General features: G+C 33.5%; 18 protein-coding genes. 13 read left to right on the top strand and 5 right to left on the bottom strand.

The window, feature by feature from the left end; genetic code table 11:
- The 3 genes from LX95_RS07430 to LX95_RS07420 all read left to right on the top strand — a co-directional run.
- Positions 1 to 464, top strand: a 464-nt coding sequence (locus LX95_RS07430) for an OmpA family protein (RefSeq protein WP_146240761.1), incomplete at its 5' end; no start/stop codon positions are given.
- Positions 465 to 619: 155 nt separating this feature from the next.
- The gene (locus LX95_RS07425; RefSeq protein ID WP_111540802.1) at positions 620 to 1543 is read left to right on the top strand and encodes a PfkB family carbohydrate kinase; all 924 of its coding nucleotides are present in this window, start codon (positions 620 to 622) and stop codon (positions 1541 to 1543) included.
- Between the two features lie 74 nt (positions 1544 to 1617).
- Complete coding sequence (locus LX95_RS07420; RefSeq protein WP_111540801.1) at positions 1618 to 3516, top strand: amidophosphoribosyltransferase; 1899 nt, start codon at positions 1618 to 1620, stop codon at positions 3514 to 3516.
- A gap of 220 nt (positions 3517 to 3736) precedes the next feature.
- On the opposite strand, the gene LX95_RS07415 is transcribed toward LX95_RS07420, so the two are convergent.
- Positions 3737 to 4345: a superoxide dismutase gene (locus LX95_RS07415; RefSeq protein ID WP_111540800.1), complete on the bottom strand. Its 609-nt coding sequence runs from the start codon at positions 4343 to 4345 to the stop codon at positions 3737 to 3739.
- 161 nt (positions 4346 to 4506) lie between these two features.
- Between LX95_RS07415 and LX95_RS07410 the strand changes: the two genes are divergently transcribed.
- The 3 genes from LX95_RS07410 (at position 4507) to LX95_RS07400 (ending at position 10386) form a co-directional block, all read left to right on the top strand.
- Entirely contained in the window at positions 4507 to 7668 is a 3162-nt protein-coding gene (locus LX95_RS07410; RefSeq protein ID WP_111540825.1) for a UvrD-helicase domain-containing protein, read from the top strand.
- A gap of 21 nt (positions 7669 to 7689) precedes the next feature.
- Positions 7690 to 8886, top strand: a complete 1197-nt coding sequence (gene kbl, locus LX95_RS07405) for a glycine C-acetyltransferase (RefSeq protein WP_111540799.1) — start codon at positions 7690 to 7692, stop codon at positions 8884 to 8886.
- Between the two features lie 117 nt (positions 8887 to 9003).
- A complete protein-coding gene (locus tag LX95_RS07400; protein WP_111540798.1) occupies positions 9004 to 10386 on the top strand; it encodes an OmpA family protein in 1383 nt (460 codons plus the stop codon).
- Positions 10387 to 11269: 883 nt separating this feature from the next.
- On the opposite strand, the gene LX95_RS07395 is transcribed toward LX95_RS07400, so the two are convergent.
- A complete protein-coding gene (locus LX95_RS07395; protein WP_111540797.1) occupies positions 11270 to 11617 on the bottom strand; it encodes a toxin-antitoxin system YwqK family antitoxin in 348 nt (115 codons plus the stop codon).
- A 221-nt stretch (positions 11618 to 11838) separates the two neighbouring features.
- Here LX95_RS07395 and aspS point away from each other — a divergent pair, with 221 nt between their 5' ends.
- From aspS to LX95_RS07360, 7 genes are all read left to right on the top strand, one after another.
- Positions 11839 to 13596 carry an aspartate--tRNA ligase gene (gene aspS / locus LX95_RS07390; RefSeq protein ID WP_111540796.1) on the top strand — a complete coding sequence of 586 codons (1758 nt, stop codon included), beginning with the start codon at positions 11839 to 11841 and terminating at the stop codon, positions 13594 to 13596.
- A gap of 141 nt (positions 13597 to 13737) precedes the next feature.
- Complete coding sequence (locus LX95_RS07385) at positions 13738 to 15432, top strand: chloride channel protein (RefSeq protein ID WP_245924735.1); 1695 nt, start codon at positions 13738 to 13740, stop codon at positions 15430 to 15432.
- 1 nt (position 15433) lies between these two features.
- A complete protein-coding gene (locus LX95_RS07380) occupies positions 15434 to 15676 on the top strand; it encodes a hypothetical protein (RefSeq protein ID WP_111540794.1) in 243 nt (80 codons plus the stop codon).
- A 103-nt stretch (positions 15677 to 15779) separates the two neighbouring features.
- Complete coding sequence (locus LX95_RS07375; RefSeq protein WP_111540793.1) at positions 15780 to 15974, top strand: cold-shock protein; 195 nt, start codon at positions 15780 to 15782, stop codon at positions 15972 to 15974.
- A gap of 93 nt (positions 15975 to 16067) precedes the next feature.
- Positions 16068 to 16418, top strand: coding sequence for a hypothetical protein (locus tag LX95_RS07370; RefSeq protein ID WP_111540824.1), 351 nt, complete (start codon positions 16068 to 16070; stop codon positions 16416 to 16418).
- Position 16419: 1 nt separating this feature from the next.
- Positions 16420 to 18723: a M28 family peptidase gene (locus LX95_RS07365; RefSeq protein WP_111540792.1), complete on the top strand. Its 2304-nt coding sequence runs from the start codon at positions 16420 to 16422 to the stop codon at positions 18721 to 18723.
- Positions 18720 to 19523 carry an NAD(P)-binding domain-containing protein gene (locus LX95_RS07360; protein WP_111540791.1) on the top strand — a complete coding sequence of 268 codons (804 nt, stop codon included), beginning with the start codon at positions 18720 to 18722 and terminating at the stop codon, positions 19521 to 19523. Before LX95_RS07365 ends, LX95_RS07360 begins: the two co-directional genes overlap by 4 nt.
- A 58-nt stretch (positions 19524 to 19581) precedes the next feature.
- Here the strand turns inward: LX95_RS07360 and LX95_RS07355 are convergent, their stop codons facing one another.
- Genes LX95_RS07355 through LX95_RS07345 form a run of 3 tightly spaced genes read right to left on the bottom strand, consistent with a single transcriptional unit; the run spans position 19582 to position 22780 of the window.
- Positions 19582 to 21657, bottom strand: coding sequence for a M13 family metallopeptidase (locus LX95_RS07355; RefSeq protein ID WP_111540790.1), 2076 nt, complete (start codon positions 21655 to 21657; stop codon positions 19582 to 19584).
- A 50-nt stretch (positions 21658 to 21707) separates the two neighbouring features.
- Positions 21708 to 22190 (bottom strand): nuclear transport factor 2 family protein, encoded by a 483-nt coding sequence (locus LX95_RS07350; RefSeq protein ID WP_111540789.1) that lies wholly within the window; start codon positions 22188 to 22190, stop codon positions 21708 to 21710.
- Positions 22187 to 22780 (bottom strand): hypothetical protein, encoded by a 594-nt coding sequence (locus LX95_RS07345; RefSeq protein ID WP_111540788.1) that lies wholly within the window; start codon positions 22778 to 22780, stop codon positions 22187 to 22189. Before LX95_RS07345 ends, LX95_RS07350 begins: the two co-directional genes overlap by 4 nt.
- Positions 22781 to 22870: the final 90 nt, after the last annotated feature.

Here is a 22870-nt window from a genome sequence, read left to right as displayed (position 1 = left end):
ATAGTTTACAGGTAAACGCTGAAGATTATGAAAGTAATGCGGCTATGGTAGGAGAAGATGCTGAAGGAGAAGTAGATCTTGTCATCGAGTTAAGTCCAATAGAGAAGATTATCCAAGAAGAAGAAGTGGTGTTAAATCCTATTATGTTTGATTTTGATAAATCTAATATACGAAAACAAGCCGCTTTTGAGTTAGATAAGCTAGTAGCTGTAATGCAGAAGTATCCAGAGATGAAAATTAAGGTAGAAGCACATACAGATAAGCGCGGACCATCCTCTTATAATCAGCAGTTATCAGAACGTAGAGCTCAAAGTACCGTACAGTATGTAATTTCAAAAGGCATCGATGAATCACGTATTAGTGGTGAGGGTCTAGGAGAATCTTCACCTAAGGTAGAATGCGACCCTTGTACAGATCAACAGTATGAACTTAATAGAAGGTCTTCTTTTAGAATTGAAAAATAAAAAATAAAAAAATTAAATTTAAAGAGCTCGTCTAGAATATTAGACGAGCTTTTTTTTTATTTAAAATTAGATATATTTTGAATGTATTTAATTTCCACTTCAACTTTCTACATATTATTTAAATCAACGTATATTTGCAGCAAAATTACATACCCATGAGTAAACTTTTAATTGTAGGAACTGTTGCTTTTGATGCTATTGAAACGCCTTTCGGAAAAACAGATAAGATTTTAGGAGGAGCAGGAACCTATATAGGATTAGCCGCTGAAAAATTTGGCGTAGATAGCGCTATTGTTTCAGTAGTAGGAGGTGATTTTCCTCAGGAATATTTAGATTTATTTCAGCAAAAAAATATCAATACCGAAGGTTTAGAAATTGTAAAAGAAGGAAAAACTTTTTTCTGGAGTGGTAAGTATCACAACGATATGAACACAAGAGATACTTTAGATACGCAACTAAATGTTCTTGCAGACTTTAACCCTGTAGTTCCTAAAAATTATAAAGATGCAGAAGTGGTGATGTTAGGAAACTTACATCCCCTCGTCCAATTGAGTGTGATCGAGCAAGTAGAAAACCCTAAGCTCATTATTTTAGATACGATGAACTTTTGGATGGATAATACATTAGAAGATCTTCATAAAGTAATTGCCAAAGTAGATGTAATTACCATCAATGATGAAGAAGCAAGACAGCTTTCTGGAGAATATTCTCTAGTAAAGGCTGCTCGTAAAATCTCTACCATGGGTCCAAAATATGTAGTAATTAAAAAAGGTGAACACGGAGCTTTATTGTTTTTTGAAAATGAAATGTTCTTTGCTCCAGCATTACCCTTAGAAGAAGTTTTTGATCCTACGGGAGCTGGAGATACTTTTGCAGGTGGTTTTGCGGGTTATTTAACCCAAACTAATGATACTTCTTTTCACAATATGAAAAATGCTATTATTTACGGATCTAATTTGGCTTCATTTTGCGTGGAAAAATTTGGTACAGAAAGAATGATCGATCTAAAAAGTGATGAAATTGATAAAAGGCTAAAAGTATTTAAGTCTCTTACTCAGTTTAAAATAGATTTAAATTAAAAAAATGCCCTGCCCTGCGCAGGGTTTTTTCATACATATACACAACAACACAAACCTGAAGGGGAACAACAAATATGAGTGACGCGATAAAACACGAATGCGGAATTGCACAAGTAAGACTTCTAAAACCTTTAGAATATTACAAAGAAAAATATGGTACAGCTTTTTATGGGTTAAATAAAATGTACCTCATGCTAGAAAAGCAACATAATAGAGGACAAGATGGTGCTGGATTAGCAAGTATAAAATTAGATACAGACCCAGGAGAACGCTACATTAGTAGAGTCCGTTCTAATCAGGCTCAACCTATTCAAGATATTTTTGCTCAAATTAACGATCGAATCAATGACGAGTTGGTTAGACATCCTGAATATGCTGATGATGTGGCTTCTCAAAAAAAGAACATTCCTTATATAGGAGAAGTTTTCTTAGGCCACGTACGTTATGGTACCTTCGGAAAAAATAGTATAGAAAGTGTTCATCCGTTTTTACGTCAAAACAATTGGATGCATCGTAACCTCATCGTTGCAGGTAACTTTAACATGACCAATGTATTTAAGTTATTTGATAATTTAGTAGAGCTAGGTCAGCATCCTAAAGAAAAAGCCGATACTGTCACCGTAATGGAGAAAATAGGTCACTTCTTAGATTCTGAAGTTAGAAAGCTTTACAAAAAACTAAAAAAAGAGGGATACTCAAAAAAAGATGCTTCTCCCCATATTGCCGACCAATTAAATGTAGCTAAAATACTCAGAAAGTCCTCAAAAGATTGGGATGGTGGTTACGCTATGGCGGGACTTATGGGACATGGAGATTCTTTTGTACTTAGAGATCCTGCAGGAATACGCCCAGCTTATTACTATATAGATGACGAAGTAGTTGTAGTTGCATCAGAAAGACCTGTTATACAAACCGTTTTTGATGTACCATTTGATGAAGTAAAAGAATTAGATCCTGGTCACGCTCTTATCACAAAGAAGAACGGAAAAACTTCTATCGATAAAATCATAGAACCATTAGAAAGAAAAGCTTGTTCTTTTGAACGTATCTACTTTTCTAGAGGAAGTGATGCCGAGATTTACGAAGAGAGAAAAAATTTAGGTAAATTTATTATGCCCGACATTTTAAAGGCTATTGATTATGATACCATAAATTCTGTCTTCTCTTTTATTCCTAATACTGCTGAAACTTCTTTCTACGGAATGGTAGAAGCTGCTCAAGACGAATTAAATCGTCAAAAGAATGAGGCTATTTTAGAGGAAAAAGAAAATTTAACTGACAAACGTCTTTCTGAAATTCTTTCTCATCGTCTTCGTACCGAAAAAATTGCTATTAAAGATGCTAAGCTTAGAACCTTTATTACTGAAGATAGCAGTAGAGATGACCTTGTAGCACACGTTTATGACGTTACCTACGGTGTGGTGAAAAAAGATGACAACCTTGTTATTATAGATGATTCTATTGTAAGAGGTACTACGCTTAAGAAAAGTATCTTAAAGATGCTAGATCGCTTAGGCCCTAAAAAGATTGTTGTGGTATCTTCTGCTCCTCAAATACGCTTTCCAGATTGTTATGGAATTGACATGGCAAGATTAGAAGACTTTGTAGCTTTTAAAGCAGCATTAGAGCTTTTAAAAGAAAATGACAAGTACGGTATTGTAGAAGAAGTTTATCATAAATGTAAGGCTCAAATCCATTTAAAAGACAGTGAAGTACAAAATTTTGTAAAAGAGGTTTATGAGCCTTTCACAAACGAACAAGTTTCAGATAAAATTGCAGAGTTGCTTAGTGATAATTCTATTAAAGCAGATGTAAAAGTGATTTATCAAACTGTTGAAAAACTTCACCAAGCTTGTCCTAAAAATTTAGGAGATTGGTACTTTACAGGGGATTATCCAACTCCAGGAGGAAATAGAGTAGTGAATAGAGCCTTTATAAACTTTTATGAAGGTAACAGCGAAAGAGCATATTAATTAACGATTTATAATTAAAAATAAATTTTACCGTAATTATTCTTAATTTATTTTGATAAATTCAATAGAATATCATATATTTATAACTCCATAACTAAGTAGGTTAAGTTTATGGTAAAATTTGGGGCAAAAAGGTGATTTAAAAATCACCTTTTTTTCATGAAAAAAAGCGAAGTTTAAATGAATAAACTCCGCTTTCTTATATTTTTAAATCTTCTTCTTATTTCGCTTTAGCGTATTTAGAAGAAACTTCTTCCCAGTTAATTACATTAAAAAATGCATCGATATAATCTGGTCTTCTATTTTGGTAATTTAAATAGTAAGCGTGTTCCCAAACATCTAATCCTAAGATTGGTTGAGCATCACAACCTTTTCCTGGCATAAGTGGATTGTCTTGATTTGCTGTAGAACAAACTTCTAATCTTCCTCCTTCGTGTGCACAAAGCCAAGCCCAACCAGAGCCAAACTGAGTTGCAGCAGCTTTAGAGAACTCTTCTTTAAAAGCATCAAAAGAACCAAAAGCTTCATCAATAGCTTTAGCCAAATCGCCTGTAGGTTTTGCTCCTCCATTTGGAGACATCACTTCCCAAAATAAGTTGTGGTTGTAAAAACCACCACCATTATTTCTTACTGCTTTATCCTCCATATCTAAATTAGTAAGGATATTCTCTATATTTTTTCCGTCAAGATCTGTTCCGCTTATAGCGTCATTTAATTTTTTGGTATATCCCGCATGGTGCTTGCTATAGTGAATCTCCATAGTCTTAGCATCAATATTAGGTTCTAATGCATCGTATGCATATTTAAGTTTTGGTTGTTCAAAAGCCATAATCTATTATTTTTTATATTAATTGTAAAAATTTCAATCAAAATTAGCTATTAAGATACACTTTTAAAATAAAAATATGTTATAAAATACTTAAATACTAAAACTATCTTACAAAACACAACTATAAACATACATTTCTTATTTTAGTGAAAAATTTTGCCTTGCAAACTACACAACCCACACCGTTTTATATTTTTAATGCCTCAGCTGGATCGGGGAAGACATTTACCATTGTTAAAAAGTACCTTAGCCTCTTATTCACTTCTACTCAAAAGGACTTTTATAAGAATATTTTGGCCATCACTTTTACCAATAAAGCTGTAGCTGAAATGAAAAGCAGAATCATTGAAACTTTACGCGCTTTTGCGGAAGAAGAAACACCCTCTAATTTTGAAGCCTTAAAATCATCTATTGAACAAGAAACTGGATTATCATCTATTGAAATACATCAAAAAAGTAAGCTTATACTCGAAAGCATTTTGCATAATTATGCAGCTTTTGAAATTTCAACCATCGATGGTTTTACCCACAGAGTTCTTCGCACTTTTGCAAAAGACTTAGGTATTGCTGTCAATTTTGAAGTAGAAATGGATACCGGTTTAGTTTTAAGTGAAGCAGTAGACCGGTTGATAGAGAAAGCAGGTAAAGATAAAGAACTCACACAAATTTTAATAGATTTCGCTTTAAGTAAAGCAGACGATGATAAGAGTTGGGATATCGCAAAAGATTTAAACGATATAGCTAAGTTACTTATCAATGAAAATTACATGCAACCCCTAGAGGTTTTAAAAAAATATGATCTTAATGATTTTAAAACCTTCGAAAAGGCTCTTAAAGAAAAAATAAAATTATTAGGTGAGATCGCTAAAGCGGAATCTGTTGCTTTTTTTGATTTGATCCACACTAACGGACTAGATGTTAAAGATTTTAGTTCAGGTTACATTCCTAAGTATTTCCAAAAAGTTATAGACGGCGATAATTGGTATCCATCGGGTAGCAAATGGCAACAAAACATAGAAACTCAAGCTCCTTACGCAAAGAAACAAACTGCAGATAAGAAAGTAGTTATGGATGGGATCTTACCAAAGATTGCATCTCACTATAGGTTGGTTGAAAAAGCGGCATTTCAGCAAGAGCTTTATAATCAAGTTATAAAAAATTTAAATTCTTTATCCTTATTAAATGCTATTTCTAAAGAGGTAGAGTTGCTTAAAAAAGAACGAGACATTTTACTTATTTCAGATTTTAATAAAAAAATCAGCGAAAGCGTAAAAAATCAACCAGTTCCTTTTATTTACGAACGATTGGGAGAACGTTACCAAGATTATTTTATAGATGAATTTCAGGATACTTCTGAATTGCAATGGAATAATTTAATTCCGTTAATTTCAAACAGCTTAAGTGCCTATTCTGATTCAGGAAAATTAGGAAGTTTACATTTGGTAGGAGACGCTAAACAATCTATTTATCGTTGGCGAGGCGGAAAAGCCGAACAGTTTATTACGTTAAGTGCCGAAAATGAAGAAAGTATTTCTAACAATCCCTTTTCAGTAGAAAAAAAGGTTGAAAATTTACCTTCCAATTGGCGTAGCAAAGCAGAAGTAGTAGATTTTAATAATAGTTTTTTTGGTCACGCTTCTTCCTATCTTGAAACCGACACCTACAAAGATCTTTTTTTAAATGCTGCTCAACATATTGAAAAAAAAGAAGGCGGTTATGTGCAAATAGATTTTATTGAGGCTGAGAATGTTGAAGAAAAAAATGAGCTCTATCCGCAAAGGGTATTAGAACTCATCTTAGATCTAGAAAGCAAAGGATATCAAAAAGAAGATATCTGTATTTTGGTTAGAAAAAAGTCTCAGGGTTATGCTATTGCAGAATTTCTAAATGAAAATGAAATTCCTATTATCTCCTCTGAAACTTTACTGATTAATCAATCTAAGGAAGTACAGTTCATTAACCACTTATTACAATTAAGTGTTTATCCTCAAGACGATCAAGCCAAATTTGGGATCTTATATTATTTATGGGAACAACAAGATAATAAAACCGATATTTTTGAATTTATCTATCCTAAATTAGATCTTATAGGTCAAGAGTTTTTTGATGTTTTAGAGAAAAATCAGTTAGTTTTTAATTTAGCTCACTTTCAAAAAATTCCATTTTATGATGGCTTAGAATATTTAATACGTTGTTTTCAGCTTCAGGAAAAGTCTAACGCATACCTTCAGTTTTATTTAGATTTTGTTTACGAGTTTACTCAAAAAAATAGCGGTGGGGTTTTACATTTTTTAGAGGAATGGGAGCTAAAGAAAGATCGCTTAAGCATTGTTGCTCCCGAAGGGCAAGATGCTGTGCAAATTATGACGGTTCATAAATCTAAAGGATTAGAATTCCCGATTGTTATACATCCTTACGCTAATGAAGCTATTGATGACACTAGTAAAGACTTTTTATGGGTAGAACTAGAAGATGAAGATTTACCTATACCTTTGGGGTATCTTAGAGCTTCGAAGAAACTCTTAGATTTTCAAGGGGATGCGGCCGCAAAATACAGTCAGCTACTCAAGGAAACTCAATTTGATGTTCTTAATGTTCTTTATGTCGCTTTTACGAGAGCAAAAAATCAACTTTTCATTTTATCTGAATTGGATGTAGATAGAAATAAAAACACGTATCCTAATAAAACTTCGGGAATATTAATAGATTACCTGAAGCTTCAAAATAAATGGAATGATTCTTTGAGCTATTCTTTTGGAACATTAATAAATCCGCAGCAGCGAGAAGAAATCGACATCCCTCCTATTTTTCAAGAAATGATATCTTCTGCCCCTACTCATCACGATATAGATGTGGTGACCAAATCGGGTTCTTTATGGGGAACGAAGCAAGAAGCCTCTATAGATTTTGGAAATACACTGCACGAAATTTTTAATGAAATTACCTATAAGAACGATGTAGAAAAAGCTCTGAAAAATGCAGTTCAAACTTCATTAATAGAAAAAGAAAATGAGGACACTTATAGAAAATCACTTGAGGCCTTGATTCATCATCCAGAACTTACAGCGTATTTCTCAAAAGAATATAGCGTTTTCACGGAAAAAGAAATTCTTTATCAAGCTGAGTTTAAACGTTTAGATCGGTTATGCATAAAACAGAAAGAAGCTGTAATTATAGATTATAAAACAGGAGATATTTCTCCAACTCACAAAAACCAAATCAACACTTACGCTATGGCCGTAGAAAGCCTAGGTTTTAAAGTGATTAAGAAAATATTAATTTACCTAGAAGACAACGCAAAACTAAAGATTGTTTACATTTGAAAATAATAAAAAGAGCAAACCATGTATAGTAAAGAAATTAAGCAATACCTGCAAAATGAACTGAATGAGATTAAAGAAAATGGTCTCTACAAAAAAGAAAGAATAATTACCACCCCTCAAGATGCTGTGATCAAAATTGACACAGGTGAAGAAGTGATTAATTTTTGTGCTAATAACTATTTAGGACTCTCTTCTCACCCAGAGGTAGTCCAAGCCGCAAAAGATACTTTAGACTCTCACGGATTTGGAATGAGTAGTGTTCGTTTTATATGTGGTACTCAAGATATTCATAAAAAATTAGAACAAAACATAGCAGATTTCTATCAAACTGAAGATACTATATTATATGCTGCTGCTTTTGATGCTAACGGGGGTGTCTTTGAGCCTATCTTAACCAAAGAAGATGCTATTATATCAGATTCTTTAAATCACGCTTCTATTATTGACGGAGTTAGACTTTGTAAAGCGGCTCGATATCGTTATGAAAATAGCAATATGGAAGATTTGGAACAACAGTTAATCGCTGCGAATGAAAAAGGAGCTCGCTTTAAAATCATAGTGACCGATGGGGTTTTCTCTATGGACGGTTTAGTTGCTCCATTAGATAAAATTTGTGACTTAGCCGATAAGTATGATGCATTAGTAATGATCGATGAATGTCACGCTACTGGTTTTATAGGTAAAACGGGAAGAGGTACATTAGAAGAAAAAAATGTAATGGGCCGTATCGATATTATCACAGGAACTCTAGGAAAAGCTTTAGGGGGTGCCATGGGAGGTTATACTACTGGTAAAAAAGAAATTATTGAAATACTCAGACAGAGATCAAGACCATATTTATTCTCAAATTCACTAGCTCCAGCTATCGTAGGTGCATCAAATAAAGTATTTGAAATGCTTACTAACAACACTGAATTGAGAGATAAATTAGAAGAGAATACTAAGTTTTTCAAAAAAGAAATGAAAGAAGCTGGGTTCGATATTATCGATGGAGATTCTGCCATTGTTCCTGTAATGTTGTATGACGCTAAGCTTTCTCAACAAATGGCCGATATGCTTTTAGAAGAGGGTATTTATGTGATCGGATTCTTTTATCCTGTTGTACCAAAAGATAAAGCAAGAATAAGAGTTCAACTTTCGGCAGCTCACAGTAGAGAAAATTTAATTAAAGCTGTTGAAGCATTTAAAAAAGTAGGTAAAAAATTAAACGTGATATAAGCGAAACTGTGATGCTATATGAAAAGTGTTAAGAAAATTTTATTATTATTTTTTTTTTTAATACTTAACAAGCGTTTACTTTTGTTCTTAATTAACACTTAAAATTAAAATTATAATATGAAACATCTTAGCAGAATTTTATTAGTTTCATTGTTCCTTTTCGGGCTTTCAAATGTGCAAGCACAAGACGAGAACAATCCTTGGGCAGTTGGTATTGGTATCAACGCCGTAGATTTTTATCCTGTAGGGGAGGATGCTCCTCAGGGAGGAATGTTTAGCGAATATTTTAATGCAGGAGACCACTACAACGTATTACCTTCAGTTTCTAGATTAACAGTAGGTAGATATGTTGGATCAGGTTTCTCTGTTCAATTAGCTGGTTCTGTAAACAAAATCGATAAATTTGGAGATGCTAATCTTGATGATTTATCTTATTACGCTGCAGATGGTGCTATTAGATATAGCTTCAAAAACCTAATAAATGAAGAGGGTTGGTTTGATCCTTACCTAGGAATAGGTGGAGGTTATGCTTGGATAGATGAAGACGGACAAGGTTCTGCTAACGGAACTTTAGGTTTTGATTTTTGGTTGACTGACAACATTGCTTTCAACATTCAATCTACTTATAAGAAAGCATTTGATGACGAAACAGGTTTAGATCATTTCCAACATTCAGCTGGTTTTAAATTAGCATTTGGAGGTAAAGATACTGATGGAGATGGTGTTTTTGATAAGAACGATAAGTGTCCAGAAACTCCAGGTTTAGCTGAATTTGATGGATGTCCAGACTCAGATGGTGACGGAATCCAAGATAGTGAAGATGATTGTCCTAATACCCCTGGTATGGCAGAATTTAATGGATGTCCTGATACCGACGGTGACGGAATTGCAGATCCTCAAGATGAATGTCCTACAGTTGCAGGTTTAAAATCTTTAAATGGTTGTCCTGATGCTGACGGTGATGGAATCAAAGATAGTGAAGATGAGTGTCCTAACGAAGCTGGTCCTGCTGCTAACAATGGTTGTCCTTACCAAGATCGTGATAATGATGGTGTATTAGACAAAGATGATCAGTGTCCAGATGTTGCTGGTACTAAAGCTAACAATGGATGTCCAGAAGTTACTGTAGAAGTAATTAATGAGTTAAATGAGTATTCTAAAACTATCTTATTCGACTTAGGAAAAGCTAGCATTAGAAAAGAATCTTATGAAGCTTTAAAATCTATTGCTGAAATTATGGAAGAATACCCAAGTACAGTATTCCATATTGAAGGACATACAGATAGCCAAGGAAGTGAGAAATTTAACTTAAAACTTTCTGATGAAAGAGCAGGTTCTGTTAGAACTTACTTAACTGAACAAGCTAATATCTCTTCTGATAGAATTACTTCTGAAGGTTACGGTGAGGCTAGACCTATCGCAACTAACAAGACTGCAGCTGGAAGACAGCAGAACAGACGTGTAGAAGTTTCTTTAGAAAAGAATAGAGATCAAGAGTAATATATAAAACTCTTATCAATCCAGAATAAACATTAAATTTATAGGATTGAAATTATTTAAAGCTGAACAATGATCTCATTGTTCAGCTTTTTTAATATATACTGTTTCCTTTTCAATCTATTTTGTTTGTGTTTTTATACAGTTATGTTCTCGGTCTTTATGAATCAAAAATTTTTAATAATATTTCTAATTCTATTAGATGATTTCCGTTTTAAAATAGCGTTTTTTAGGTGCAGAACATATTTAGTCAACTCATAAGGATATGAAAAACTCGCTTCCTCTCATATTTTTCGTATTCAATTCCTATCCCTGAGCGTGTATAATTTTCTTGCTTTGCGCTTTTAAGTTGAAATACTATGCTGAATAATAAATGCAAGAATACTCTGGACTATAGACGTTTGCACTTGTATGAGATTACCGTATGTCTATGTGTTTATCTATAAATAATTGAAAGACAGAGATTTTTCTTCTTTAGGAAACTTTGTGAATGCATTTTTTTTACCTAAATTTTTGATTGTAGTTGAAGGTCTCTTATAAACTCGTTTTTTATTAAAATTGCTTGTTATGATGTCGTTGGGTAATATTATATATAGACTGAGCACATTAGTCTTGACATTCTTTTAATCCGTAAAGTTGGTCCAATTCAGTTTTTGTTCCATTTAAAATATAAAACAAAATAAATAATCTTATTAAATGTGTTTCAATTTTGGAAATACGTGTAAATAATTTTTATTAAATACTCTAAGAGGTTATTACAGAGTATAATACATGCCAACAAAATGAACCTAACTCTGTATTGGAATTTAAGCTCAGGAAGATTAAAATGCTAAAAAAAAGCTATCAAATTAATGATAGCTCTTGAAACCTTATTAATAATTAATTACTATTTGCTAACTACAGCATTAGTATTTTGCCATTTGGTGACAGCGGTTACTTTGCTATCAGAATAATCTACCTCAGTTAGTTGATCACCATTCCAAAAAAACCATTTGCCTACTTTTTCTCCATTTTGGTACTGTGCTATAGCTTGTTTCTCTCCATCTTCAGTATACATTGTCCATTCGCCGTGTAGTTTACCATCTTTATAAGTACCTACTTGTTTTACAGTTCCGTCTTCATAGAAAAATGTACCTTTAACTGCATCTCCATTTTTTTCGAACTCAGGCTTCACATCTTGAGCTATCACTGTTGCTCCAAATAAAAGTGCAACCGCTACAATCATCTTTTTCATTTTCTTTCTTTTTTAAAGGTTAACTTAACAAATATAATGAAAAGTTTACAATAAATACACTATTAGGTAACGTTAAATTAACATTAGGAGTTTAAAATACTCTTATATAGTTATCTATATGAAGTTTAAATCATAATTTAATAGAATTATTTATTACAGAAAACATCGTTCATATATAAGTATCTTCTTATTTTTGCGCATCATTTATAGCAAAAACAACTATGTATAGAAGTCATACAAACGGAGAGTTAAATAGTAAAAATATTAGTGAAGAGGTAATCTTATCTGGATGGGTCCAAAAAATTCGAGATAAAGGTTTTATGATCTGGGTCGATTTACGCGATCGCTATGGGATTACTCAACTTATATTTGATGAGGAAAGAACTCCGGTAGAAATGATGGAAACTGCTAAAAAGTTGGGAAGAGAATACGTGATTCAAGTAAAAGGAACCGTCATAGAAAGAGAATCTAAAAACCCTAATATTCCTACGGGAGAAGTAGAGATTTTAGTAAAAGAACTTAGCATTTTAAATGAAGCAAAAACTCCACCTTTTACCATTGAAGATGAAACTGATGGGGGAGAAGATTTACGTATGAAATATCGCTACTTAGACATTCGTAGAAATCCGGTAAAAAATAAACTTGTTTTTCGTCATAAAGTAACGATGGAAGTTAGAAACTTTCTTTCTACTCAAGATTTTATAGAAGTTGAAACTCCTTATTTAATTAAATCTACTCCAGAAGGTGCTAGAGATTTTGTAGTTCCTAGTAGAATGAATGAAGGTCAATTTTATGCTTTACCACAATCTCCACAAACTTTTAAGCAGCTGCTTATGGTCGGCGGGATGGATAAATACTTTCAAATTGTAAAGTGTTTTAGAGATGAAGACTTAAGAGCAGATCGCCAGCCAGAATTTACACAGATAGACTGCGAAATGGCATTTGTAGATCAAGAAGATATCCTTAATATTTTTGAAAACCTAACCAGACATTTACTTCTCAAGATAAATAATGTGTCGGTAGATAAATTTCCAAGAATGACCTATGATGATGCTATGCGTCTTTACGGAAATGATAAACCAGACATTCGCTTTGATATGCAGTTTGGAGAATTAAATGAAGTAGCACAACATAAAGATTTCAAAGTTTTTAATGAAGCAGATTTAGTAGTAGGGATTGCCGTGCCAGGAGCAGCGAGTTATAGCCGAAAAGAAATCGATAAAATCATTAATTGGGTAAAGCGTCCGCAAGTAGGCGCTATGGGAATGGTTTATGTAAAATATAATGAAGATGGTAGTTTAAAATCATCTGTAGATAAATTTTATGACGAAGCAGATTTAAAGCAATGGGTTGAAAAAACAAAGGCTCAACCAGGAGACTTAATTTGTATACTTTCTGGAGATACCAATAAAGTAAGAGCTCAATTAAGTGCTTTAAGAATGGAAATGGCAGAACGTTTAGGTTTAAGAAAATCTAATGAATTTGCTCCACTTTGGGTGATCGATTTCCCACTATTAGAGTGGGATGAAGAAACAGAGCGTTACCATGCCATGCATCACCCATTTACATCTCCAAAACCAGGGCAAATTCCTTTATTAGCAACGAACCCTGCAGCAGTTAAGGCAAACGCTTATGATCTTGTCCTTAACGGAAATGAAATAGGAGGTGGTTCTATTCGTATTCACGATAAAGCTACGCAAGCTCAAATGTTTGATTATTTAGGCTTTACGGAAAAAGAAGCAAAAGCTCAATTTGGCTTTTTAATGGATGCTTTTCAATATGGTGCTCCACCACACGGCGGACTAGCATTTGGTTTGGATAGATTAGTAGCCATTTTAGGCGGACAAGAAACCATTAGAGATTTTATCGCTTTTCCAAAAAATAATGCGGGTAGAGATGTAATGATAGATGCACCGGCAGCTATTGATGAAGATCAATTAAAAGAACTTCATCTAAATCTTGTTAAAACTCAAGAATAACAAAAATAAAAATCCTGTTAACGCAGGATTTTTTTTGCTACATTTAGTAGATTCATAGTATAGATGTTAAAGAAAAAGACACCCTTTACAAAATTTTTAGTTTGGAGATATAAAAATATCTCCGATAAGAATTTTGTATATATGCTCTCTATTCTAGTAGGTTTAATTGCAGGTTTAGCTTCTGTAGCTTTAAAAAATATTACTCATTTTATAAGTACAATTTTTGAAGAAGGGATCATCCAGTCTTATCATACGTATTGGTACTTTGCTTTCCCATGTATAGGATTGTTATTAACGCTTCTTGTAAGAAAATACGTGCTAAAAAGTGATGTTTCTCACGGTATTCCTATGGCGTTATTTTCTATTTCTAAGAAGGAAGGGAAGGTGAGTAGGAAAAATACTTTTAGTTCTCTTTTAACTGCGCCTTTAACTGTGGGGTTTGGAGGTTCAGTAGGTTTGGAAGGTCCTTCGGTAGCTACAGGAGCAGCATTTGGATCTTCTATAGGACAGCTATTCCATATGAAAGCGCAGACTAGAAAATTATTATTAGTTTGCGCCGCGGCAGGATCTCTTTCAGCGATTTTCAAAGCTCCTATTGCGGCGATTCTATTTGCGATAGAGGTGTTTAGTTTAGATCTTACATTTGCCTCTTTATTACCATTATTATTTGCTTCCGCAGCAGCGGTAGTCACAAGAATATGGGTGATAGGAGAACAGTATATTGTTAACTTTAAAGATATACAGCATTTTGAGATTAAAAACATCTTGTTTTATGCTCTGTTAGGGATTTTAGCTTCTCTGGTTTCGGTTTACTTTTCTAAAGTTTATTTTACTACAGAAAATCAATTCCGTAAAGTAAATAACGAATATCTTAAAGTGGTTCTTGCCGGAATTATTTTAGGAGTCTTAACCTTTTTAGTTCCTCCATTATACGGAGAAGGTTTTTCGTTTATGAATAATCTTATAGCTCAAAATTACGATCAGGCGTTAGAAACCTTTTTGTTCAAAGATACTATTGAAAGTTCGTGGGTTATATTATTTCTAATTTTCGGACTCATACTTTTAAAGCCTATCGCTACTTCCGTAACCTTAAGCAGTGGTGGAGTTGGAGGAGTGTTTGCGCCAGTTTTATTTTTAGGTGCCGTGACCGGAAGTTTTTTTGTAAACATTTGCAAACAATTCGGTTTTCATTTGCCTTCCAGTAATTTTACGATGGTAGGAATGGCAGGTCTTATGGCTGGAGTTTTACAAGCACCACTTACCGCCATGTTTTTAATTGCTGAAATTACTGGAGGATATGAGTTGTTTATACCTTTAATGATCGTGGTGGGAATTTCATTTATGATCTCTAAAGCTTTTAGCGATAGTAATATTTATACAAAAGAATTAAAGGATAAAAATGCTTTAATAACCCATAATAAAGATCAGGCGGTTTTAACCTTATTAAAGTTAGACCGTATCATCGAAGAGAATTTTGTGAAATTAAAACCACAAATGACCTTGAAAGATATGTTATTCACAGCAGTGGTTAAATCGAAAAGGAACCTCTTTCCCGTGGTCAACGAAGAAGAAGAATTGGTTGGGGTTATTACGCTAGACGATATTAGAGAAATGATGTTCGACACTTCTTTATACGATACAGTATTGGTAGAATTTTTGATGCATGATGCTCCAGATTATATTTATTACGGAAAAGACGATATGCAAATGGTGATGGGAAAATTTCAAAGCAGTGGAGCGTGGAATTTACCTGTAATTAAAGAAGGGAAGTATGTTGGTTTCGTTTCTAAATCTAAAATGTTAACGGCTTACCGCCGAAAATTAATTACTTATTAAAATGAAATACGCTATTATTATACTTTTTGTCGCCATAGCCATTACGCTAGGAACAGGAATTTACCTTAATCAAACTGAAATAGATATAAAACTAGGTGGTATTCTTATCGGTTCTTCTTTAGGAACAGGGATTTTTGTTTGGATGCCTTTGTTTTTATACTATAGATCTAAAGGAAGAAAGCTTAAAGATTATATGCTTACGCCAGAGAATATCAAAAAAATGCAAGGAAAGAATTTAGATTAAATCACTCAAAATCAATTAATTTATAAAAAATTTACATTAATTTCATTTTGAAATCAATTTTAAATTGTAGGTTTGTACTTTATTAATATTTTATTTTTTTATAATGGAAGGTACAGTTAAATTTTTCAATGAGTCTAAAGGATACGGATTCATTACCAACGAAGACACAGGAAACGACATTTTTGTTCACATCACAGGATTAGATGGTGAGTCATTAAACGAAGGTGACCGTGTTGAATACGTTGAAAGCGAAGGAAGAAAAGGATTGACTGCGACAAACGTTCGCATCATCGAATAATATATAGTTATTATTTATTTTCTAAGCACCACTTTTTAAGTGGTGCTTTTATTTTATACCTAGTTTTCTTTTCAATTTTATTACCTTTAGATGATGCAAAAAGAATGTCTAGAGTGTAAAGAAAAGATAGTTGGCAGGATTGATAAAAAATTCTGTAGCGATTACTGTCGCAATGCTTACAACAATCGCTTAAATAAAGATTCTAATAATCTTGTACGGAATACCAACAACCGATTGCGAAAAAATTATCGAATTCTTCAAGAACTCAATCCCGATAAAAAATCTAAAACCACAAAATCTAAACTACTCTCTTTAGGTTTCGATTTCGATTTAATCACCAATATTTATACAACTCAAAAAGGTACCATCTACTATTTTGTCTACGATCAAGGATATTTACCTTTAGAAAATGAATACTACGCTTTAGTAAAAAGAATAGATTAATATGAAAAGAATTCTTACTAGTCTTTTTATAGTTCTTTCAATAATCCTTATTTCATATATAAGTATTGAAGGACTTCAGCCTTCGGCAACCTACTTTAAAGAAGAAACAGAGAAATCATTTTCTACTGCCAATGCATTCAATCACGTTAAAAGAATAGGAAGTCAGCCGCATTCTATAGGAACAAAGGCTCATAGTAAAGTAAGAAACTATATTGTACAGCAACTGCAAGATTTAGACTTAGAAGTTCAGACTCAAAAAGGATATGATTTCAATAATAACGGAATCTTAACCGCTCCTCAAAATATACTTGCAAAAATAAAAGGAAATGATCCTAGTCGATCTGCTTTATTGGTGATGACTCACTATGACAGCGCAGTTCATTCTTCCCCAGGCGCTAGTGATGCAGCATCTGGAGTTGGAGTGATTTTAGAAAGTATTCGAGTGTTTTTACAGAGTAATCCGCAGCCAAAAAATGATATTATTATTTGTTTTACCGATGGGGAGGAAGTAGGATTAAGCGGAGCTGGTTTATTTGTAAAAGAACATACTTGGGCAAAAAACATAGGACTCGTTTTAAACTTTGAAGCTCGCGGAAGTGGAGGACCTTCCAATACCATTCTAGAAACCAATACAGGAAACACCAATCTCATTAACGCTTTCGCAGAAGCAAATCCGCAATTTCCTGTAGCCACTTCTTTAATGTATAGTGTTTACAAGAAGCTTCCTAACGATACAGATGCAACTGTCTTTAGAGAAGTTAACGATACTCCCAGTTTCTTTTTTGCATTTATCGATGACCATTTTGATTATCACACCGCAAAAGACACTCCAGAGAATTTAGATATAAAATCTTTAGTACATCAAGCAACTTATTTGCAAGCTTTATTACCCTATTTTTCACAAGTAGATTTAGATTCGCTTAAAGCGGATAAGGATCAAGTATATTTTAATTTCTTTGGTTTAGATATCGTCCATTATCCATTCTCATTCATTTATCCAATGCTCGTTTTTGCTTGGGTGATCTTTCTTGGATTGTTCGTATATGGTATGCGTCATAAAATTTTGGACTTTAAACAAATAGGAAAAGGACTTTGGGATTTTTCAAGAGCTTTATTTTTTGGAATTTTAATAAGCGCAACCTTAAGTGATAAACTCCCTGTGATTTATGATTCTGTTTTAGAGAATCAAAACGATTTTCCGTTTAACGGACATTTATATATTGGGGTTGGAGTTTCTTTAACCTTAGCGATTTTGTTTTATTTTTATAGGAACTATTCAGCAACTACTACCGAGAAAAATAAAAATGCATTTGTAGCGCCTTTAGTTATTTGGTTGGTCTTACTCAGCATTATTGCTTTCATTTTAAAAGGAGCGGCTTATTTTATCATTCCTTTTTTCTTCTCTTTACTATCCTTTGGCTTATTGCTTTTTAACAAGAGAAACCCTTATCTACATTTACTTTTAGGAGTGCCAGCGCTTATAATATTAGTTCCTTTGGTTCAATTCTTTCCTGTAGGCTTAGGCTTAAGTAAACTGTTTATTAGCGCCTTATTTGTGATGCTCATTTTTGGATTACTGTGGTCAGTAATGGCTTACTTAAAGTATAAAAAAGCAGGTGTTTTGATTTTTGCAGTCCTAGCAGGTTTTCTATTTTTAACTGCTCACAGTCAATCGGGATATACAGAAGACCGACCTAAACCCAATAGTTTAATCTATATGTTAGATGTAGATCAAAAACAAGCTACTTGGAATACTTATGATAAAACATTAGATGCTTATACCAAACCTTATTTTAAGAAGGATAATAGTAATGTAGATTCGGTAGTTTTTGATAGTAAGTATAACGCTCAATACACCTACACTTCAGTGGCGCCTTTAGTAAATATTTCCGCGGCAGCGATACAAGTAGAAGAAAATAGATTAGACAACACTTTTACGGAATATAACGTAAAAATAAGTCCGCAACGAGAAGTAAAAAGAATAGAAGTGTTCTTAGACAAAAATGTAAAAGTAGAAAGCTTAACCGCCAACGAAAAAGCAACCCCAAATCATCAACTCCCTTATTATAAAGATCGAAAAACACCTAAATTACTTACGTATTTCGCTGTAGATCAAGATACGTTAAGATTGAAATTGAAGTTAAAAAATACAGAAATATCACCAGTTTTAGAAGTTTACGATGCAAGTTATGATTTGTTTGAAAATGAGACCTTAAATATTGCTCCAAGAGACGAGAAGATGATGCCTAGACCTTTTGTATTAAACGATGTAATGATGACGAAGCAAAAAATTATTTTAGAATGAAGAAAGTATCCATATTAGGATGTGGTTGGTTAGGATTTCCTTTAGCAGAAACATTTTTAAAAAAGGGGTATGAAGTTAAGGGAAGCACGACTTCACCTTCTAAGATAGATCAATTCACAAAGGTGGGAATAGAAGCTTTTTTAATTGCCTTAACGGAAGAAAAAGTTGAAGGTAATATTGCGGAGTTTCTGAAAGAAACAGATACCTTAATAATTGATATTCCGCCGGGATTAAGGAAAAATCCAAAAGAGGATTTTGCTAAAAAAATGACTCTTCTTTTTACTGAAGTAGAAAAAAGTAAGATAAAATACTTAATTTATGTAAGTTCTACGTCGGTTTTTGAAGATGGAGAAAGTATTCCTACTTACACAGAAAACGATATTCCGAATGCTAATTCTTCTGCAGGTCAGCAGTTAATAGAAGTGGAAAAACTTTGGCAAAGCAGCAAAATGTTTACAACTGCTGTAGTAAGGTTTGGAGGTTTAATAGGTGAAGATCGACACCCTGTAAACTATTTGGCACGACGAGAAAACATTCAAAATCCTCATGCTCCAGTAAACTTAATTGAACAAAAAGACGCGATGAGGTTGTTAATTCGATTAGTTGAAAAGTCTATTGCTGGAGTTTTTCACGGTGTTTATCCAGATCATCCTTCGCGAGAAATATATTATTCCGCAGCAGCGAAAAAGAGGGGTTTAGAGCCTCCAATTTTTGATCAGACTACAAATTCTAATGGAAAAAAGATTGATACGAAACAAACTTGCTTATTGCTAGCCTTTAAGTTTTTGCATCAACCTTAATTAATAAAAAACCCATCGAAAATCGATGGGTTTTTTTGTAAATCTTGAAACTAAAATATTACCAAATAGAAACTCTGTCTTTTGGTGCTACATACATAGAATCTCCTTCTTTAATATCAAAAGCTTGGTAGAATTCTTCGATGTTTTGTAATGGTACGTAAGCTCTGTACATTCCTGGAGAATGCGTATCAGTTTTTATTTTGTTACGTAAAGCTTCATCACGCATTTTGGTTCTCCAAACGGTTGCCCAAGACATAAAGAAACGTTGCTCTGGCGTAAAGCCGTCAATGTTTTCTGGTCTTCCGTTTTTCTCATAATGCATTTGTAGACCATCATAAGCAGCTAAAACACCACCTAAATCACCAATGTTTTCACCTAAGGTAAATTTACCATTAATGTATACAGAATCCAATACTTCGATATCGCTATATTGATCTGCTAATTTATTTCCTCTTTCGGTAAATTTCTCTAAATCTGCATCGGTCCACCAGTTTTTAAGGTTACCATCAGCATCAAAACGAGCTCCACTATCATCAAAAGCGTGAGAAATTTCGTGACCAATTACAGCCCCAATTCCTCCGTAGTTTACCGCAGCGTCTGCTTTGTAGTTATAAAATGGTGGTTGTAAAATAGCTGCTGGGAAAACAATCTCATTATTAAACGGATTGAAATAAGCATTTACCGTTTGTGGCGACATTCCCCATTCAGTTTTATCTACTGGCTCACCAATCTCTGAAAGATTTTTCTTGTAGCTCCAGTTAGAAACTGCTACCATATTATTATAGTAGTTATTTTCTTTATTAATATCTAAGTTAGAATAATCTTCCCACTCATCTGGATATCCAATCTTAACGGTAAATTTATCTAACTTTTCAATCGCTTTTACTTTAGTGCTGTCACTCATCCAGTCTAACTTCTCAATTCTTGCTTGAAAAGCAGCAATCACATTATCGATCATTTTTTCTGCCTTTTCTTTCGCTTCTGGCGGAAACTTCTCATCTACATATAATTTACCTAAAGCTTCTCCTACAGATCCGTTTACGGTAGCTAAAGCACGCTCTCTAGATGGGCGTTGTTTTTTAGCTCCGTTAAGAGTTTTGCTATAAAAATCCCAATTGGCCATTTCTAACTCGCTAGTAAGCATTCCTGCAGCATCATTTAGAGTTGCCCAACGCATTACGGTTTTCCAAAGTTCTACATTTCCTTCTTTTAAAACCTTTTGTACTTCTTTCATGTACTTAGGTTGCATCACGATAACCGTGTCTAACTCTTTTTCTACTCCTAATTCTTCAAAGTATTTTTTCCAGTTAATTGCAGGAACCATTTCTTGAAGCTCATCGATAGAACGTGGGTTATTAAAGTTTCTAAAATCTCTACTCGCCACTTTATCTAAACGTGGAGTTGCTAGACGTGTTTCAAAATCTAAGATTTGTTTTGCTTGCTTTTCCGCAGCAGCGCTATCATCTCCTAAAATTTGGAACATTCTAGAGATATGTGCTACATACTTTTCTCTTATCTCTTTAGAATCTGCATCTTGCTTGGTATAAAAATCACGATCTGGAAGACCTAAACCACCCGGAGTTACATAAGCGGTATTCATATTGCTATCTGCAGGATCTGAATAAGCTGCTAAACCAAAAAATGGAGCAGAGATAGTAGATGCATTTTTAGCAAGAACTCTTTGTACGTCTCCTACATTTTTAATACCATTAATCTCTTCTAAAGCGGGTTGAAGAGGACTAATTCCTGCTTTATCTCTAGCAACAGTATCTAATTTAGAATTGAATAAAAACAAAGCCTTTGCTTGATCGGTATCTGCAGCATATTTGTTTTCTTTTTGTGCCTTATCTACAATGGCTAGCACATCATCATCGGTACTTTTACGTAAAACCTGAAAACCTCCCCAAGAAGTTCTATCATCTGGTATAGTAGTGGTTTTCATCCAATTACCGTTCACGTAATTGTAGAAATCATTTTTAGGACTCACAAGCGTATCCATATATTGCAATTCGATACCTGGAGTTTTCTCCTCTGCTTGAGCCATATCTTTATCGTTTTTTGGATCTTCTTTACAAGAAAGAACCGCGAACGATGCAGCAGCAGCAAGTAAACTTTGTTTAAGCGTTATTTTCATGGTTTGTTATTTATGGTTATAGGTAAAAGGTTTTGCTAAATTGTTACAGATTAAGGAAGTGTTTTTATAAACTTTTCTTCAAAATTCTTTTTTAAAGTTGTCACTTTAGAGACGTGTTCGTTAGGAATACTTATAGAAAGTACATAATGTTGTATTCTCCAACCCTTTGTGGTTTTTTCTAATACTCCAGAACCTCTACAAAGTCCCATTTGAGTTTGGAGTAACTCATCGAACCACGCTATTTTATTTTTTATAAAAACATTGCGTTCTAAAGAAGTAAAACTCCAAGCCTTACCTTTATCAAAATAAGGTTTGGAAAAAGATTTAAACTCTTTTTTGTTCCAGTTTTCTGTAGGGTCAGTGCCAATAAATATGGCATCATCTGTCATTAAAGAGAAATAAGTTTCAAAATTAGCTTCCGCCGCAGCGTTATGCCAGTTATCCAGTACTTGTGTAATTTCTTTTTCAGCGTTTTGAGCAGATAGATTAATGCTAAGAAGTAAGATTAAGATAAAGAAAGAATGGTTTTTCATGAAACGCTGTCTTTTTTGATTTGCTGAATGCTATCTTGTTCTTGAATACGTTTTTCTATTTCTTCTTCAAACTCTTCTAAGGTTTTTAAGAAAACTTCATTCAACTGTATTTTTAAATCTTGAAAAGCGATAATAAGCTCTTTTGTTTTTTGTGTAATAACCTTATTATCAAAATTGGTTTTTGAAGATTCCTGTACTAGAACACTTGCTTTCGTGTACATGACATTAATTCTTGTTTGAATAGGAATTTCCTTGAAAATTGGCGGAATAGTAGAGATTAACGCAGCACTGGTTTCTTTTAAATTATTACTGGTGTTTACTATTTCTTGTATGCTTGAGTTTTGAAGTCCTGCAATTTCATTTTCAAAAGTTAAATACTCTGGCCATTGGGAGACGCTATCTTTAGCTTCCGCGGAAAGCGAAACACTTTTTATGTTAGAGATGCTTATATTCTCTTTTAATTGAGCAGCTTTTTTCTCTTGAAAGTTTTGAAGGGCTTTCTCCTCTTTTTGATCGCTATTGCAACTTATCGCTAAAAAGATAGAACTAACGAATAAAGAGTTGAAAATTAGATTTTTAAAGTTTATCATAAGAAATTTAAATCGTCCGAAAGATACGTAATTTTTTAAGGTGTCCAATTTAAGATTTTCAATTTTGTATTAACGTTTAAAAGTCGTTCT

Origin of the sequence: Mesonia algae (assembly GCF_003253545.1) — a bacterium.
Taxonomy (GTDB): domain Bacteria; phylum Bacteroidota; class Bacteroidia; order Flavobacteriales; family Flavobacteriaceae; genus Mesonia; species Mesonia algae.
Note: the sequence above shows the minus strand (reverse complement) of the source record. Positions and strands in the feature narration are given on the sequence as shown.

Coding starts and splice junctions, on each gene's coding strand:
- LX95_RS07425 (WP_111540802.1), top strand. CDS start 620: ATGAGTAAACTTTTAATTGTAGGAACTGTTGCTTTTGATGCTATTGAA.
- LX95_RS07420 (WP_111540801.1), top strand. CDS start 1,618: ATGAGTGACGCGATAAAACACGAATGCGGAATTGCACAAGTAAGACTT.
- LX95_RS07415 (WP_111540800.1), bottom strand. CDS start 4,345: ATGGCTTTTGAACAACCAAAACTTAAATATGCATACGATGCATTAGAA.
- kbl (WP_111540799.1), top strand. CDS start 7,690: ATGTATAGTAAAGAAATTAAGCAATACCTGCAAAATGAACTGAATGAG.
- LX95_RS07400 (WP_111540798.1), top strand. CDS start 9,004: ATGAAACATCTTAGCAGAATTTTATTAGTTTCATTGTTCCTTTTCGGG.
- LX95_RS07395 (WP_111540797.1), bottom strand. CDS start 11,617: ATGAAAAAGATGATTGTAGCGGTTGCACTTTTATTTGGAGCAACAGTG.
- aspS (WP_111540796.1), top strand. CDS start 11,839: ATGTATAGAAGTCATACAAACGGAGAGTTAAATAGTAAAAATATTAGT.
- LX95_RS07385 (WP_245924735.1), top strand. CDS start 13,738: ATGCTCTCTATTCTAGTAGGTTTAATTGCAGGTTTAGCTTCTGTAGCT.
- LX95_RS07380 (WP_111540794.1), top strand. CDS start 15,434: ATGAAATACGCTATTATTATACTTTTTGTCGCCATAGCCATTACGCTA.
- LX95_RS07375 (WP_111540793.1), top strand. CDS start 15,780: ATGGAAGGTACAGTTAAATTTTTCAATGAGTCTAAAGGATACGGATTC.
- LX95_RS07370 (WP_111540824.1), top strand. CDS start 16,068: ATGCAAAAAGAATGTCTAGAGTGTAAAGAAAAGATAGTTGGCAGGATT.
- LX95_RS07365 (WP_111540792.1), top strand. CDS start 16,420: ATGAAAAGAATTCTTACTAGTCTTTTTATAGTTCTTTCAATAATCCTT.
- LX95_RS07360 (WP_111540791.1), top strand. CDS start 18,720: ATGAAGAAAGTATCCATATTAGGATGTGGTTGGTTAGGATTTCCTTTA.
- LX95_RS07355 (WP_111540790.1), bottom strand. CDS start 21,657: ATGAAAATAACGCTTAAACAAAGTTTACTTGCTGCTGCTGCATCGTTC.
- LX95_RS07350 (WP_111540789.1), bottom strand. CDS start 22,190: ATGAAAAACCATTCTTTCTTTATCTTAATCTTACTTCTTAGCATTAAT.
- LX95_RS07345 (WP_111540788.1), bottom strand. CDS start 22,780: ATGATAAACTTTAAAAATCTAATTTTCAACTCTTTATTCGTTAGTTCT.